Below are 15,007 nucleotides of genomic sequence, written 5' to 3'. Positions count from 1 at the left end.
ACTCCGGCATCCGTAGCCTTTGGGACATGATCGCAATCACGCACTTGGCGCTCGCCGCAGGCCGGGCGGACGCGGGCGGCGCCGCCGAGCCGACCGGCGGCATCGCGGGCTGGGCCACCGACCTGATGGAGCGGATGGGCGCCGTCGGCGCGGGCGCGGCCATCGCCCTGGAGAACCTCTTCCCCCCGTTGCCCAGCGAGGTGATCCTGCCGCTGGCCGGGTTCACCGCGGCGCGCGGTGACATGAGCCTGGTCGCCGCGCTGGTCTGGACGACGGTCGGCTCGGTGGTCGGCGCGCTGGCGCTGTACTGGATCGGCGCCCTGATCGGCCGCGACCGCATCCGCCGCCTGGTGGCGCGGATGCCGCTGATGAAGCTGGAGGACCTGGACCGCACCGAGGCGTGGTTCGCCCGGCACGGCGGCAAGGCGGTGTTCTTCGGCCGGTTCATCCCGCTGTTCCGCAGCTTCATCTCCGTGCCCGCGGGCGTGGAGCGCATGCCGATGACGTCGTTCCTGCTCTACACCGCGGCGGGCAGCGCCATCTGGAACACCATCTTCGTGCTGGCCGGCTACCAGCTCGGCGACAACTGGCACCTGGTGGAGGAGTACGTCGGCACCTACTCCAAGGTCGTCGTCGGGCTCGCCGGGCTGGCGGTGGTGGTCTTCCTCATCGTGCGCATCGTGAAGGGGCGCGGCAAGGGCGGCCAGCCGCCGGGGGCGCACCGGCGGACCCGCAGCTCCCAGGGTGAGCACGTCGGCTGACCGGGCGGGCGTGGACGTGGACGGGGCCGCGCCGCCGCCACCGCAGCGGCGTCGCGGCCCCTTCCCGCGTCTGCTGCGGACGTCCGCGCGCACACTGGCGGGGCTGTGCCTGGGCGCGGTGTCGGCGGTCGTGGAGCTGGTGCTGCTGGCCGTGGCCGGGCCACTGGTGGTGTGCGCGCTGGCGTTCTCCCGGGGACGGCGGCCCGTGCCCCGCGTGGTGACCGGCGCGGCGACGGCGCTGACCGGGCTGGAACGGCGGCGGCTGACGGTGTTCCTCGGCCATGAGCAGCCCGCCGGGTACGAGCCGGTGCGCGCCCTGGTGTACCTGCTGCTGCGCGTCCCGGTCGGCCTGCTCGGCGGCATCATCCTGACGCTGACCACGTACGGCGCGGGAGCCATGACCGCGCTCGTCTTCAGCTGGAGCGTCTCCGGCGACTACCTGGACCACATTCCCCCGGAGCCGGGGATCGTCGCCTACATGCTCGTGATGGCGGCCGTGCTGCTGTTCCTGGCCGTCCAGGGGCTGATAGGGGTGGCCGTGCTGGAACGGGGCGTGGCACGGCGCTGCCTGGGGCCCAGCCCGCTGGAACAGTACGAGAGGCGCATCGCGCAGCTGGCGGTCAGCCGGGCCGCCGTGGTGGAGGCGGTCGACGACGAGCGCCGCCGCATCGAACGCGACCTGCACGACGGCGTGCAGCAGCGCCTGGTGGCCCTGGGCATGCTGATCGGCCGCGCGCGGCGGGCCGGGGACGCCGAACGGACGCGCGAGCTGCTGCGCCAGGCGCACGAGGAGTCGCAACGCGCCCTCGGCGACCTGCGGGAGGTCGCCTGGCGGGTCTACCCCGCGGCCCTCGACCGGGAGGGGCTGCGGGCGGCGCTGGAGACGGTGGCCGAACGCTCGTCCGTCCCGGTGACCATCGACTACGACGTGGCGGGACGCCCGCCGCACGCGGTGGAGACCGCCGCCTACTTCGTGGTGTGCGAGGCGGTCACCAACGCGGCCAAGCACTCGGGCGCGTCCCGCGTCACCGTCCGCGTCGCCGACGGCCCCACCGGCGAAGCCGCCGGCGGAGTCGTCGGCGGGGTCGCCGGCGCCGCCGGGGCCATGCGGACGCTGCGGGACGACGCCGCCGAGACAGGGAGCAACGGAATGATCTTCGTGCGGGTGGAGGACGACGGCGCCGGGGGAGCCGACCCGGCGGGCACCGGGCTGGCCGGGCTGGCGCGCCGGGTCGCCGCGCTGGACGGCGCGTTCGCCGTCGACAGCCCGTCCGGCGGCCCCACCGTGATCCGGGCGGCGCTGCCGTGCGGGTGATCCTGGCCGAGGACTCCACGCTGCTGCGCGAGGGCCTGGTCCGGCTGCTGGCCGAGGAGGGGCACGAGGTGCCGGCCGCCGTCGGCGACGGGCAGGCGCTGCTGGACGCGGTGGACGCCGACCCGCCGGATGTCGTCGTGGTGGACGTGCGGATGCCGCCCACCCACACCGACGAGGGACTGCGCGCGGCGCTGGAGATCCGCCGCCGCCGTCCCGGCATCGGCGTGCTGGTGCTGTCGCAGTACGTGGAGAAGCGCTACGCCACCGAGCTGATCACCGCCGACGCCACCGGGGTGGGCTACCTGCTCAAGGACCGGGTGGCGCAGGTCGACGAGTTCCTGGACGCGCTGGAGCGGGTCGGCGCGGGCGGCGCCGCGTTCGACCCCGAGGTGGTCCGCCAGCTGGTGATGCGCAGCTCGCACGCCGATCCGCTGAGCCGCCTGACGCTCCGCGAACGCGACGTGCTCGACCACATGGCCCAGGGGCACACCAACGCCTCCATCGCCGCGCACCTGCACGTGTCGCAGAGCGCGGTCGAAAAGCACGTCAACGCCATCTTCGACAAGCTCGACCTGTCCCAGGCCGCCGGCTACAGCCGCCGCGTCCTGGCCGTCCTGCGCTACCTCGGCTCCTGACGCCCGCCCCGCGACGACGGCCGGGCATGGCATTGTTGGGACGCGAAACGACACAGGGGGAGACGAAACGATGCTGGGAAAGCTGGACTGGGTGCCCGCGGCCGAACGGGCCGGCCTGCTCGCCGAGCCGGTCGTCGCGGCCGTGCGCGACGTGCCGGAGGCGTACGTCGCGCCGATCGACCCGGCCCTGGCCGACACCGCCGAGTTCTGCGCGCACTACGACGTGCCGCTGGAGGCCAGCGTCAACTGCGTGATCGTCGCCGCCAAGCGGGGCGGCGAGGTCCGCTACGCCGCGTGCATGGTGCGGGCCACCGACCGCGCCGACGTCAACGGCGCGGTGCGCAGGCACCTGGGCGCGCGCAAGGTGTCGTTCGCCCCCATGGATGAGGCGACCTCCCTCACCGGCATGGAGTACGGCGGCATCACGCCGTTCGGCCTCCCCGGCGACTGGCCGGTGCTGGTGGACGAGGCGGCCGCCGCGCTCCCGCGGGCCGTCGTCGGCAGCGGCATCCGCGGGTCCAAGCTGCTGGTGCCCGGCAAGGCCCTGGCCGCGCTGCCGGGCGCCGAGGTCATCGCACTGGCCCAGGGGTGACCTCAGCCGCCCTGCGACGCGCGCTGACGGCCCCCGGGCCGCCGCCGCTGCCCGTCGACGCCGCCCGCCTGCTGGCCGAGCTGAACGCCCCGCCCCGGCTGGCCGCCCACCTGCGCGCCGTGCACGAGGCGGCCGGCGAGCTGGTCGACTGGGTCGCCGCGACGTACCCGGACGTCGCGGTCGACGCGGAGGCGGTGCTGTTCGGCGCGGCGACGCACGACATCGGCAAGGTGCTGCATCCCGCCGAGCTGTCCGGCCCCGGCGCCCGGCACGAGCCGGCGGGCCACGAGCTGCTGCGCGCGCACGGCGTGGAGGAGAGGCTGGCGCGGTTCGCCCGCACCCACGCCGCCTGGGACGGCGACGGCGTCACGATCGAGGACCTGCTCGTCAGCCTCGCGGACAAGGTCTGGAAGGCCAAGCGCGTCCCCGACCTGGAGCAACGCGTCGTCGACCGGCTCGCCGCCGCCTCGGGCGAGCAGGCCTGGGAGACGTTCCTCAAGCTCGACGACGTGCTCGACCGCATCGCCGCCCGCGCCGACGACCGCCTGGCCTTCCAGTCCGCCCACCCGGTCCAGGACGGGCAGGCGGCTCAGGAAGGCCGGGCGGAGGAACACGGCTGATCAGGAGGCGGGGTAGGGGGTGCCGCCGGCGGCGGCGGCCCGCTCGTGGAGGCGGCGGTTGGCGGCCGTCATCTCCGCGGCCGTCCGGCAGCCGGGCGAGGCGGTGCGCAGCATGCCGAACAGCACCGGATCGGCGGGGGAGCGCAGCATCGGCACGCGGCCGATCCTGAGGGCCTTGACGAGCACGACGCCGCTGAGCCCCAGATCGCCGGCCGTCGTCCCGGCGAGCACCTCGCCGATCAGCTCCGCCGCGCGGGCGGCGGGCAGCAACACCATCGCCCACGGATGCGGCCGCGCCCACTCGCCCAGCCGGACCAGCTCCGCCACGTCGGGCCGCATCCGGTCGGCGAAGTCGCGGTAGGCCAGACGCTCCACCTCGGACGGCTCCACGCCCTCGGGCGGACGCGTCCCGTCGTACACCACGGCCTTGGCCTCGAACCGCCACCCCGCCTCGGCGGGCTTGGCCTGGCCGGAGACGTGATCGGCCCGGACGCGGCGCTGGAGGCCGACGAGCTCGCCCGCGTCCCGGCACGGCACCGTGCACACCAGCACCCGTTCGGGCGCCGCGACCAGCCGCAGCGTGGCCCGCGTGATGACGCCGTACCGGCCCATGCCCGCCCGCACCGCGTCGAACAGCCCGCGACGGCGCGACGCCGAGCAGACCGCGATCTCGCCCTGCCGGGTGACGACCTCCAGTTCCAGCACGTTGGCGGCCTGCGTCCCGTGCACATGGGACGCCCCGCCCACCCCGCCCGCCGACAGCGTCCCGCCCACCGTCAGGTCGAGGTGGTCGGTGAGCACCGGCGGCGTGAGCCCGTGCGGCAGCGTCGCGTCCAGCACCTCCCGCCACGTCGCGCCCGCGTCCACGGTGACGTGCCCGCGGCCCACCTCGTGGACGGCCCGCATGCCGCGCATGTCGATCACGACGCCGCCCGGGGCCTGCGACTCGCCCGCCGTGGAGTGCCCGCACCCGCGCGCCGCCACCGCCAGGCCGTCCGCCTCGGCTTGCTGCACCGCGTCCGCCACGTCGCGCGCGCACGACGGACGCGCCACGCGCAGCGGCGAGGTGCGGACGATGCCGCCGAAGTCGTCCACCGCGCTACCGCTTGCGCTGCCGGGCCCGTTCGCGCAGCCGGTCGGCCACGCGGTTCAGGGCCTCGCCGAGCACCTCCAGCTCGTCGTCCGACAGCTCCTCGATGAGCAGTTCGCGCACCACCGCCCGGTGGCCGGGCCGGACCCGGGCCAGCGCGGCGGCGCCCTCGTCGGTCAGCTCCGCCCACACCGCGCGGCGGTCGGCGTCGCACGGCCGGCGCCGCACCAGCCCGGCCTTCTCCAGCCCCGACACCTGGTAGGTCAGCCTGCTCTTGGAGACCATCACCTCGCGGGCCAGGTCGGACATGCGCATCCGGTGCCCCTCGGCCCAGTCCAGCCGGACCAGCACCTCGAACTCCGCGTGCGACAGCCCGCCGTCGCGCTTGAGCTGGCGTTCGATCTCGTGTTCCAGCAGGTGCGAGGCGGTCAGGAAGCCCAGCCAGGCGTGCATCTGCCGGGGATCGAGGGGTGAGGTGCCTGTCACATCACCATCATAGTTGGTTTGGATTTGAACTAAATGTTGCTAGCGTCGGTTGAGAGTTGAACTATTTCCGCCGCCGTATGCGCCGCCGTCCGGCGCGTGCGGCGGCCGCCTATCTCGCAGGAGGAGAGCATGAACCCCGCTCGCCGCTTCCCCTACCTGCCCGACGCGGGTCTGCTGGTGGGCCGCCTGGCCATCGGCGTGATCTTCATCGCGCACGGCTGGCAGAAGCTCACCGAGACCGGGCATTCGGGCGTCACCGCGATGTTCGAGGGCCTCGGCATCCCGTTCCCGTCGCTGTCGGCCGCGTTCGCCACGTGGGTGGAGCTGCTCGGCGGCGCCGCGCTCGTCCTCGGGGTGCTCGTCCCGGTCGCCGGCGTGCTGCTGGCGGTCGACATGGCCGGCGCGTTCTGGTACGCGCACGCCGACAAGGGCCTGTTCGCCGGTGACGGGGGCTACGAGCTCGTCCTCGCACTCGGCGCCACCTGCCTGCTGCTCGCCCTGGCCGGCGGCGGCCGCTTCGGCGTCGACGCCGTCGTCTTCGGCCGCCGCGAGGCGTCCGGCCGCGAGCCCGCCCGCACCTGACGGTCCCGCACGGGCGCCGGGTCCTTCCGCCGGCCCGGCGCCCGGCATCATGGAGGCGTGGACGAGCGGGAGATCATCGCCGAGTACGCGGCGCTGGACGCCCGCCTGTGCGACCCCGCCGTCCACCGCGACCACGGGCTCGCCCGCCTGCTGCGACGCCGCCGGGACCACCTGCGTCCGCTGTACGAGACGGCCGTCCACCTGCGGAGCACGCGCGACGACCTGACGGCGGCGCGCGAGCTGGAGTGGCACTCCGAAGCCGCCGCCCTCGCCGCCCGGTCGGCCGCCCTCCAGGACGCCCTGTCCGCGCGGCTGGCCGGCTGGGACCGTTACGACCCCAACGACGTCGTCCTCTTCATCGACGCCGTGTCGGACGACGCGCTGTGGCTCGCCCGGCACTACCAGGCCGCCGCCCGCCCCGGCTGGCGTGTCACACCCCTCGACGGCCGGCTCGACGCTCCCCGCCCGCACGCCGTCCTGGGAATCACGGCAGGCGAGGGCGGCCCCGGCGCCTGGGCGGCCCTGAAAACGGACAACGGCCTGCACGCCCAGGGAAGGGCCCTCGCACGGGTGACGGTCCTGCCGGACGTCCCCGACGCCACCGCCGACCCCGGTGCTCTGACCATCGGCCTGCTCTGCACGCGCGACCCGGGCGCCCCCACGACGATCCGGGTCGACCACGCGCCGTCCGGCATCGCCGCGTTCGGCGTCAACGACGACCAGCGCCGCGCCCGGGCGGACGCGCTGCGACAGGTGCACGCCCGGCTCGCCGCCGCCGCGCTGACCCCCGCCGACCCCGCGTACCACCACATCGCCTCCGCCCGCTCCGGCGAGGTCACCCGCACTCACTGACCAGGCCTCGTTTCGGGCGGGGACGAAGGCCCGCTGCGGGACGTCCGCGTGAAAGCGGCCGGAAGAGTTGCCAGGTCCCGGCATACCACCATCTGTACCGATATGTACCGACTGGTTACGTCGACCGCCCTGTCATGTCGATGTCATATGGATCACGGCAGAATGACGAGAAGTTCCAGATGCCCGTTTCTGGGCATGTGATCGTCAAGATTCCTGGGAAGGCGGTGCGTTGGTGACGCACGGTAGTGAGTTCGTGGTGGTGGCCAATCGGCTGCCGGTGGACCGGGTGGTCGGCGAGGACGGGACGGCGGCCTGGCGGCGGAGCCCGGGGGGTCTGGTCAGCGCCATCGCGCCGGTGATGCGCCGGCGTCACGGCACGTGGATCGGATGGGCGGGCGCGCCCGACGAGGAGCTGGAGCCGTTCGAGGAGGACGGCATGTCCCTGTGGCCGGTCAAGCAGACCAGGCGGGACGTCGAGCTCTACTACGAGGGGTTCTCCAACGCCACGCTGTGGCCGCTCTACCACGACGTGGTGGCCCCGCCGGTGTACTCGCGCGAGATGTGGGACGCCTACGTGCGCGTCAACGAACGGTTCGCCGACGCGGCGGCCGAGGTGGCCGCGGAGAACGCCGTGGTCTGGGTGCAGGACTACCAGCTGCAGCTCGTCCCGGCCATGCTGCGGCGCCGCCGTCCCGATGTGCGGATCGGCTTCTTCCTGCACATCCCGTTCCCGCCGCTGGAGCTGTTCTGGCAGATGCCGTGGCGGCGGCAGATCCTGGAGGGCCTGCTGGGCGCCGACCTGGTCGGCTTCCAGCTGCCCGGCGCGGCGGCCAACTTCGTCCGGCTGTGCCGCCGCCTGCTTGACGCCCGGCACTTCCGCCAGGACGTGCTGTGGGAGGAGCGCGTCGTGCGGGCGCGCGCGTTCCCCATCTCCGTCGACGTGGGCGAGCTCAAGTCGCTCATCGCCCAGCCCAGCGTGCGCGAGCGGGCCGAGGAGATCCGCGCCGACCTCGGCGACCCCACCATCCTGCTCGGCGTCGACCGGCTCGACTACACCAAGGGCATCGCCCAGCGCCTGCAGGCGTTCGGCGAGCTGTTCGAGGACGGCCACCTCAAGCCGGGCCAGGCGGTGTTCGTGCAGATCGCCACGCCCAGCCGGGAGCGGGTCGAGCAGTACCAGCTGCTGCGCGACCAGATCGAGCAGCAGGTCGGCCGCATCAACGGCGACTACGGGGAACTGGGCTTCCCCGTCGTGCACTACCTGCACACCTCCTACGACCGCGCCGAGCTGGCCGCCCTCTACCTGGCCGCCGACGTCATGGTGGTCACCCCGCTGCGGGACGGCATGAACCTGGTCGCCAAGGAGTACGTCGCCTGCCGCGACGACCTGCGCGGCGCCCTGGTCCTCAGCGAGTTCGCCGGCGCGGCCGCCGAGCTCAAGCGGGCCTTCCAGGTCAACCCGTACGACATCGACGGGCTCAAGAACACCATGCTGGCCGCGATGAACGCCGACCCGGCGGAACAGGGCCGCCGCATGCGCGCGATGCGCAAGCGCGTCCTCGAACACGACGTCGACCGCTGGGCCCAGGACTTCCTCAGCGCCCTGGAACAGCCGCAACGGGTCAACTGACCCGCCGTCCCCCCAGGGGGACACCACATTCGAACCCCTGAGCAACGCGACCCTGACCCACCCGAAAGGACGGCCCCCCGCTCGGACCCTCCACGCCGCCCGGCCTTGAGGCGACCGCGCCCTGGCGCAACACCTCGCGCGCTTCTTCTGGAGCGTGCCACCGACACGACGGACGCGCCGTCACCACCGCCCGTGGTCCCGCCCGACCAGCGCGGGGGACGCCGCGTCCACGACCTGCCGGCGGAGCGCAGGTCGCCTTCCGCCGGGTGTGGCGCCCCGCCGCTGCGGGGGGTCAGCCGGCGGCTCGGCTCACCGCTCACGGCCGCGGCGCGCCTCCCGGTCACGGCCGGGAGCGCCGCCGAGCGCACCCGCCGTCCCGTGACCGCAAGGCCGAACGCCGCATCTCCGGCGGCGCCCCAGCCCTTCCCCGCGCCACACGCATTCGGCGCCCTCCCGCCGCCCGGGCGGGGCGCTCCAGACGCCAGACCGGGACGCCGGGTTCGCGACCCGCGCCGCCTTCACTGCGGGGCAGCGTCCTGTGAGCAGCGGTTTCGGGGACGTGGCAGGTGAGCTGCCGGCCGGACCAGCCGTCCCAGGCCAGGTGGGCTCGTCGTGCAGGCGACGGCGCCCGCCCGTTCCGGACAGGTGGCGCCTGGAGGCGGGGCAGCCGGTGGTCAGGGCATGCGTACCGGGTGCCCCTGCCAGAGGGGCCGGTGAGGGCTCCGTCAGCGGTCGGTGGAGGCGGGGCGTAGGTCGAACGCCGCCCAGACGGCCTTGCCGCCTGTGGACAGGGGCGCCCAGCCCCACGCGTCGCTGACCGCGCCGACCACCACCAGGCCGCGGCCCGCCTCGCCGAAGCGGTCCGGGTCGGGCTCGGCCTGCTCGGGGACCTGGGTGCCCGGGTCGGTGACGGCCACGACCAGGCGCCGCGGGTGGCCCAGCAGCACGAGCTGGATGGGACACGGCGGCGCCGGGCGCAGCAGGCCCGTCAGGCCGTGCCGGAACGCGTTGGTGACCAGCTCCGACACGGCGACCAGGACGTCCTCGGCGGCGTCGGCCAGCCCCCAGTCCTCCAGTGTGGCCAGCGTGAACTCGCGCGCCGCCTTCGGCGAGGCGGCGTCGGCGGGCAGGACCCGGCGGGCGGTGCGGGGACGGCCCGAGGGCGGGGTCGGCCAGTGGCCGGCCAGCCCCGGTGTGGCCGGCGGGACCAGCGCCGTCGGGCCGGCGTCCGGCCACAGCGCGCGCCCGGCGGCCGCGGGCCGCCAGGTCCGCCTCCCCCCGTGCGCGGGCGGAGCGGCGACGTCGTCTGCCTGGTCAACGATCATTGTCAGACCCCAGTGGCGAGCGGGTGTGCAGTGCGCGGCGTTCGCTATCTTGCTCCCCATGTCGTGCAGATGCAAGACCGTCTGCATGAACCAATGCAAGAACGAATGCACGTGCATCTCGTACCATGGCTACAGGGGTGGGGCGAGATCGCAGCCTCCCGCGAGGGAGGCGAGACGGCCTGACAAGGGGGCACGCATGTACGGCGACGAGCTGTCGGACCTCTGGCGGCACGGACTCGTCTGGCAGAAGAGCCGCCGCAGCAACCCGAGCGGCAACTGCGTCGAGTTGGCCGAACTCCCCACGGGGGAGATCGCGGTGCGCAACTCCCGGTATCCGAACGGACCGATCCTCGTCTACACGCGGGAGGAGGTCGAGGCGTTCGTGGGCGGTGCCAAGGACGGCGACTTCGACCACATGCTGGTCTGAACCGCCGGTCCGGTCGGGACCGTCAGTAAACCGAATCCCGTTCCATTTCGGTGTTCCGCCAGGTAGCGTGCTGACGCATGCACCTGGGCCAGATCGCCGAGCGAACCCCCGGCAGGCCCGCCGTGATCATGGCGGGCTCCGGGCGGATCGTCACGTACCGGGAACTCGACGAGGAGTCGAACCGGCTCGCGCAGCTCCTCCGAGCCGAGGGGCTGCGCCCCGGCGACCACGTCGCCTTCATGCTCGAGAACCACCCGCTGTTCCTGGCCGTGGCCTGGGCGGCGCAGCGTTCCGGGCTCTACTACACCGCCGTCAGCTCGCGGCTGCAGGCCGACGAGCTGGCCTACATCGTCGACAACTGCGGGGCGAAGGTCTTCGTCTCCTCACGGGCCCTGGCCGGCACCGCGGCGGCCGTCACCGAGCGCACGCCCCGGGTGCGGCTGCGGCTGATGCTGGACGGCGTCGCGCCGGGCTTCGAGTCCTACGAGGAGCGGGTCGCGGCCCATCCGCCGACCCCGATCCCGGACGAGTGCGAAGGCGTCGACATGCTGTACTCGTCGGGCACGACCGGCCGTCCCAAGGGCGTCAAACCGCAGCTGCGGCTGGACCCGATGGGCACGCCCGGCGCCCTCTACCAGCTGATCTCCCTGCTGTTCCAGCCCGACGGCGACTCGGTGTACCTGTCCCCGGCGCCGCTCTACCACGCCGCGCCGCTGCGCTACAGCCTGACCTTCCAGCGGTTCGGCGCCACCGTCGTGGTGATGGAGAAGTTCGACCCCGAGCAGGCCCTCGCGGCCATCGACGAGCACGGGGTGACGCACAGCCAGTGGGTGCCCACCCACTTCATCCGGATGCTCAAGCTGCCGCCGCATGTCCGCGCCCGTTACGACCTGTCGACGCTGCGCTGCGCCGTGCACGCCGCCGCGCCCTGCCCCGTCCCGGTCAAGGAGCAGATGATCGAGTGGTGGGGCCCGATCCTGCACGAGTACTACGCCGGGACCGAGGGCAACTGCTTCGTCTACGCCAACTCGCAGGACTGGCTCGCCCACAAGGGGACGGTCGGAAGACCCCTTCTGGGAGAGATCCATGTCTGCGACGAGAACGGCGACGAGGTGCCGCCCGGCACGCCCGGCACCCTCTACTTCGGCGCCGGCCCCGAGTTCGAGTACCACGGCGACGCCGACAAGACCGCCGCGTCCCGGGACCCGAAGGGGCGCGGCTGGACGACGCTCGGCGACGTCGGCTATGTGGACGACGACGGCTTCCTCTACCTGACCGACCGCCGCTCGTACATGATCATCAGCGGCGGGGTGAACATCTACCCGCAGGAGGCCGAGAACGTCCTGGCCGTCCATCCCAAGGTCGCCGACGTGGCGGTCATCGGCGTCCCGGACGCCGAGATGGGCGAGTCCGTCAAGGCCGTCGTGCAGCCGGTGTCCATGGACGACGCGGGCCCCGGCCTGGAGGCCGAGCTGATCGCCTACTGCCGCGACCGCCTGGCCCATTACAAGTGCCCGCGCTCGGTCGACTTCCGCGCCGAACTGCCCCGCCATGCCACCGGCAAGCTCTACAAGCGCCTGCTCAAGGACGAGTACTGGAAGGACTCCGACTCCCGGCCGCGGCCCTGACCCGTGCCCCCTCGCGTTCCGCGCCGAAGCCGCCCGGGGTCGAGCGCTGACCATGGAGATCGCGGCCTTGCGCCCGGTGTCGTGCCGCGTTCGCCCCTCGCGGTGGGCTGAGGGGGGCTCAGAGCGGCGAACGCCCCGCCCCGAAGGTCGCAGGACCTCGGGACGGGGCGTTCGGCTGTGAGGGGTGCTCAGTGCATCGGCATGGGAGCGTCGACGGCGCCGTCCGGCTTCTTGCGCGGCAGCAGCAACGCGGGGATGAAGGCCAGCACCAGCAGCGCCAGCGACCACCAGTAGGTGGTCTGGAAGGCGTCGGCCATCTTGGCGAGGATCGGTGCCATGACCTCGGGCGGCGGCTTCGGCGCCCCGGCGGGGGCCTCGGCCGCGGCGCCGCCGGTGGGCAGCCCGCGGTCCTTGAGCTGGGAGGCCAGCAGGACCGCGATGAACGCGGTGCCGATCGAGCCCGCCACCTGCTGGATGATGTTCAGCGCGGTGCTGGCTCGCGGCACCTCGTCGTGCTGCAGGGTCTGCATGGCGGCCGACATGGTCGGCATCATCGTCAGGCCCATGCCGAGACCCATGACGAACAGCGCGGCGCCCAGCGCCCAGTACGAGGCGTCGGCGGTGAGCTGCGAGGCGAAGCCCGCGACGCCCAGCACCACGACGGTGAGGCCGATCCACACGACCCGTCCGGGACCCACGCGGTCGGTGAGCTTGCCGCCGATCGGCATGGTCACCATGGCGCCCACGCCCTGCGGGGCCAGCAGCAGGCCCGCGGCGAACGCGCTCTCGCCGCGCACCGACTGGTAGTACAGCGGCAGGATCAGCATGGCGCCGAAGAAGGCGCAGGCGAACAGCACGAGCGTGCCGGACGCGGTGGCCACCGAACGGCGCCGGAACAGCCGCAGGTCGATCAGCGGGTTGCCGTTGTGGCGGCCCAGCGCGTGGAGGACGAACCCGAGCGTCAGCACCGCCCCGACGACGGTGGGGATCAGCACGCCCGGACGGCCGAAGTCGGACTTCTCCGCGCCGGTGGCCAGCCCGTAGATCAGCGCGGCCAGACCCGGCGACAGCAGCAGCAGCCCGAGGAAGTCCAGCCGCTCGGCGGGACGCGGCTCGTCGCGCTTGAGGATGCGCGCGGCCAGGATCAGCGCCACCGCGCCGATCGGCACGTTGATGTAGAAGATCCAGCGCCAGGAGACGTCGTCGACCAGCCAGCCGCCCAGGATGGGGCCGGTGATCGGGCCGAGCAGCATCGGGATGCCGACGATGCTCATCACCTGGCCGACCCGCTGCGGGCCGGCGGCCTGGGTGAGGATCGTCATGCCGGCGGGCATGATCATGCCGCCGCCCAGGCCCTGCAGCACCCGGAAGGCGATCAGGGACTCGGCGCTCCAGGCCGTGCCCGCCAGCGCCGACCCGCCGACGAACAGCGCGATCGACAGCATGTACAGGCGCTTGGTGCCGAACCGAGCCGAGGCCCAGCCGGTCACCGGGATGACCGTGGCCAGCGCGAGCGTGTAGCCGGTGGCCACCCACTGGATGGTGGCGAGCGGCGAGTCGAAGTCCTCGGACAGATGTTTGAGCGCGACGTTGACGACGGTCACGTCCAGGATGGACATGATCGCGCCGAGGACGACGACCATGGCCACCGCGAGCACGCCGCGGTCGAGCCCTCCAGCGGACGCCGAGTCCGGCGGATCGGCCTTCGTCTGCGAAGACGCGGGAGCGGTCAAGACGGTATTCCAATCATGTGGGCCCGGGCATGCGGGCACGAGGGGATCATGACGGGGCTGGGGATGCCGCAGCAAAATACTGCAGCGACTGACACTTTCGCGAACGATTAAACCCCCGCCTGTCCGGGAGTATTCCGTCGGGGTCTGACATTTCTGTGCACGTCGGCCATCTCCTCCCACAACGCCCCGTGACCTGGGCCGCCATGCGGATGTGACATAGCCGACACCCCCCTCAGGCTCCTCGGACACCGGTACGGACCCGCCGTGAAGCGAGAACTCATCGGTGCCGCCTGAGGGGGGTGCCGGGGGGGCGGTGACCTGTGGTCAGCGGCCGGTGTGCGGCGCGAGCGGCAGGGGCCCGCCGGTGAGGAACGCGGTGACCGCCGCGCGGTAGAGCGCGGGCTGCTCGGCCTCGATGACGTGGCCCGCGCCGCGCACGTACAGCAGCTTCGCGCCGGGCAGGGTGTCCCGGTACTCGCGGGCGATCTCCCACCTCTTGTAGTCGCACTCGCCGCGCAGGACCAGCACCGGCGTGGGGTCGCGGCGCAGGGCGGGCCGGGGGTCGGGGACGGTGAGCGCGTCGGCCGAGGTCATCTGGTTGGCGTAGAAGCCGGAGCGGGACGACGGTTCGGTGAAGGGACGCCCGGGGTGGCACGTCGCGGCCGATCCGACCGTGGCCAGCAGCCGGTCGAACAGCGGGTCGATCTCCTCGTCCGGCAGCAGCGCGTGCGCGGCGCGCGGGTTCGCCTCCACGAGCAGCGACCACGCCATGAGCTTCGGACGGGCCTCCAGCGCGTCCATCGCGGCGCGCTGGGCCGGGGTCAGCCGGTCCCACAGCTCGCCCTCGCCGGTCTTCTCCCACTCCGGCGCCCACAGCGCGCCTGGGGAGACGAACACCGACCGGGCGACGCGACCGGGATGCCCGGCCATGTAGGCGGCGCCGAGCGTGGCGCCCCACGAACCGCCCACCAGGATCATCCGCCGCGCGCCGATCCGCCGCCGGATCGCCTCCAGGTCCGCGACCTGCCGGGCGACGGTGTAGCCGGTCGGGTCGTCCAGCCGCTGCGACCGCCCCGACCCGAGCTGGTCGTAGGTGTACACGTCGAAGCCCTGGGCGGCCAGGTGCCGGTCGAGGTCGTCCGGGCCCGCGCCGGGCGTCCCCGGGCCGCCGTGCAGCCGGACGACCGGTTCCGCACGGCGCGGCCCCGTGCCCGGGGTCAGCGTGTACGCGATGCGGGAACCGGTGGGCAGCCGCCAGTAGCGGGTGTCCTGGGCGGGGAGCGGGCCGGCCGCGACGCCGAGCGGCCGGAAGACGGTCAGCGCGGCGGTCA

15 protein-coding genes are annotated in these 15,007 nt (G+C 73.5%); 10 read left to right on the top strand and 5 right to left on the bottom strand.

What is annotated here, in order from left to right:
- The first annotated feature begins 26 nt into the window (after positions 1–26).
- From ABD811_RS03850 to ABD811_RS03830, 5 genes are all read left to right on the top strand, one after another.
- The gene (locus tag ABD811_RS03850; protein ID WP_344940735.1) at positions 27–761 is read left to right on the top strand and encodes a DedA family protein; all 735 of its coding nucleotides are present in this window, start codon (positions 27–29) and stop codon (positions 759–761) included.
- The gene (locus ABD811_RS03845; RefSeq protein WP_344940732.1) at positions 745–2,076 is read left to right on the top strand and encodes a sensor histidine kinase; all 1,332 of its coding nucleotides are present in this window, start codon (positions 745–747) and stop codon (positions 2,074–2,076) included. Before ABD811_RS03850 ends, ABD811_RS03845 begins: the two co-directional genes overlap by 17 nt.
- Positions 2,067–2,711 carry a response regulator gene (locus ABD811_RS03840; protein ID WP_344940729.1) on the top strand — a complete coding sequence of 215 codons (645 nt, stop codon included), beginning with the start codon at positions 2,067–2,069 and terminating at the stop codon, positions 2,709–2,711. Before ABD811_RS03845 ends, ABD811_RS03840 begins: the two co-directional genes overlap by 10 nt.
- A 70-nt stretch (positions 2,712–2,781) precedes the next feature.
- Positions 2,782–3,303 carry a YbaK/EbsC family protein gene (locus ABD811_RS03835; protein ID WP_344940726.1) on the top strand — a complete coding sequence of 174 codons (522 nt, stop codon included), beginning with the start codon at positions 2,782–2,784 and terminating at the stop codon, positions 3,301–3,303.
- Positions 3,300–3,923, top strand: coding sequence for an HD domain-containing protein (locus tag ABD811_RS03830; RefSeq protein WP_344940723.1), 624 nt, complete (start codon positions 3,300–3,302; stop codon positions 3,921–3,923). Before ABD811_RS03835 ends, ABD811_RS03830 begins: the two co-directional genes overlap by 4 nt.
- On the opposite strand, the gene ABD811_RS03825 is transcribed toward ABD811_RS03830, so the two are convergent.
- Together ABD811_RS03825 and ABD811_RS03820 are read right to left on the bottom strand one after the other, a co-directional pair.
- On the bottom strand, positions 3,924–5,018 hold the full coding sequence (locus tag ABD811_RS03825) for an FAD-binding protein (RefSeq protein ID WP_344940720.1): 1,095 nt from the start codon (positions 5,016–5,018) through the stop codon (positions 3,924–3,926).
- A 4-nt stretch (positions 5,019–5,022) separates the two neighbouring features.
- Positions 5,023–5,499, bottom strand: coding sequence for a MarR family winged helix-turn-helix transcriptional regulator (locus ABD811_RS03820; protein WP_344940716.1), 477 nt, complete (start codon positions 5,497–5,499; stop codon positions 5,023–5,025).
- 129 nt (positions 5,500–5,628) lie between these two features.
- Here ABD811_RS03820 and ABD811_RS03815 point away from each other — a divergent pair, with 129 nt between their 5' ends.
- The 3 genes from ABD811_RS03815 to ABD811_RS03805 all read left to right on the top strand — a co-directional run bounded on the left by ABD811_RS03815 (position 5,629) and on the right by ABD811_RS03805 (position 8,563).
- Positions 5,629–6,081 carry a DoxX family protein gene (locus ABD811_RS03815; protein ID WP_344940713.1) on the top strand — a complete coding sequence of 151 codons (453 nt, stop codon included), beginning with the start codon at positions 5,629–5,631 and terminating at the stop codon, positions 6,079–6,081.
- A gap of 57 nt (positions 6,082–6,138) precedes the next feature.
- On the top strand, positions 6,139–6,933 hold the full coding sequence (locus ABD811_RS03810; RefSeq protein WP_344940710.1) for a PCRF domain-containing protein: 795 nt from the start codon (positions 6,139–6,141) through the stop codon (positions 6,931–6,933).
- A gap of 232 nt (positions 6,934–7,165) precedes the next feature.
- The gene (locus ABD811_RS03805; RefSeq protein WP_344940707.1) at positions 7,166–8,563 is read left to right on the top strand and encodes an alpha,alpha-trehalose-phosphate synthase (UDP-forming); all 1,398 of its coding nucleotides are present in this window, start codon (positions 7,166–7,168) and stop codon (positions 8,561–8,563) included.
- Positions 8,564–9,288: 725 nt separating this feature from the next.
- On the opposite strand, the gene ABD811_RS03800 is transcribed toward ABD811_RS03805, so the two are convergent.
- Positions 9,289–9,888: an ATP-binding protein gene (locus tag ABD811_RS03800; RefSeq protein ID WP_344940704.1), complete on the bottom strand. Its 600-nt coding sequence runs from the start codon at positions 9,886–9,888 to the stop codon at positions 9,289–9,291.
- Between the two features lie 196 nt (positions 9,889–10,084).
- Between ABD811_RS03800 and ABD811_RS03795 the strand changes: the two genes are divergently transcribed.
- Together ABD811_RS03795 and ABD811_RS03790 are read left to right on the top strand one after the other, a co-directional pair.
- Positions 10,085–10,315 (top strand): DUF397 domain-containing protein, encoded by a 231-nt coding sequence (locus ABD811_RS03795; RefSeq protein WP_344940701.1) that lies wholly within the window; start codon positions 10,085–10,087, stop codon positions 10,313–10,315.
- 77 nt (positions 10,316–10,392) lie between these two features.
- The gene (locus ABD811_RS03790) at positions 10,393–11,943 is read left to right on the top strand and encodes an acyl-CoA synthetase (RefSeq protein ID WP_344940698.1); all 1,551 of its coding nucleotides are present in this window, start codon (positions 10,393–10,395) and stop codon (positions 11,941–11,943) included.
- A gap of 188 nt (positions 11,944–12,131) precedes the next feature.
- Here ABD811_RS03790 and ABD811_RS03785 read toward each other — a convergent pair whose 3' ends face one another.
- Both ABD811_RS03785 and ABD811_RS03780 read right to left on the bottom strand, forming a co-directional pair.
- Positions 12,132–13,676, bottom strand: coding sequence for a DHA2 family efflux MFS transporter permease subunit (locus ABD811_RS03785; RefSeq protein ID WP_344940695.1), 1,545 nt, complete (start codon positions 13,674–13,676; stop codon positions 12,132–12,134).
- Positions 13,677–14,000: 324 nt separating this feature from the next.
- The coding region (locus tag ABD811_RS03780; protein WP_344940692.1) for an alpha/beta fold hydrolase at positions 14,001–15,007 on the bottom strand (1,007 nt) is incomplete at its 5' end.

Source organism: Actinomadura miaoliensis (genome assembly GCF_039536785.1).
Lineage (GTDB): Bacteria > Actinomycetota > Actinomycetes > Streptosporangiales > Streptosporangiaceae > Spirillospora > Spirillospora miaoliensis.
This window is presented reverse-complemented; position numbering and strand designations above follow the sequence as displayed.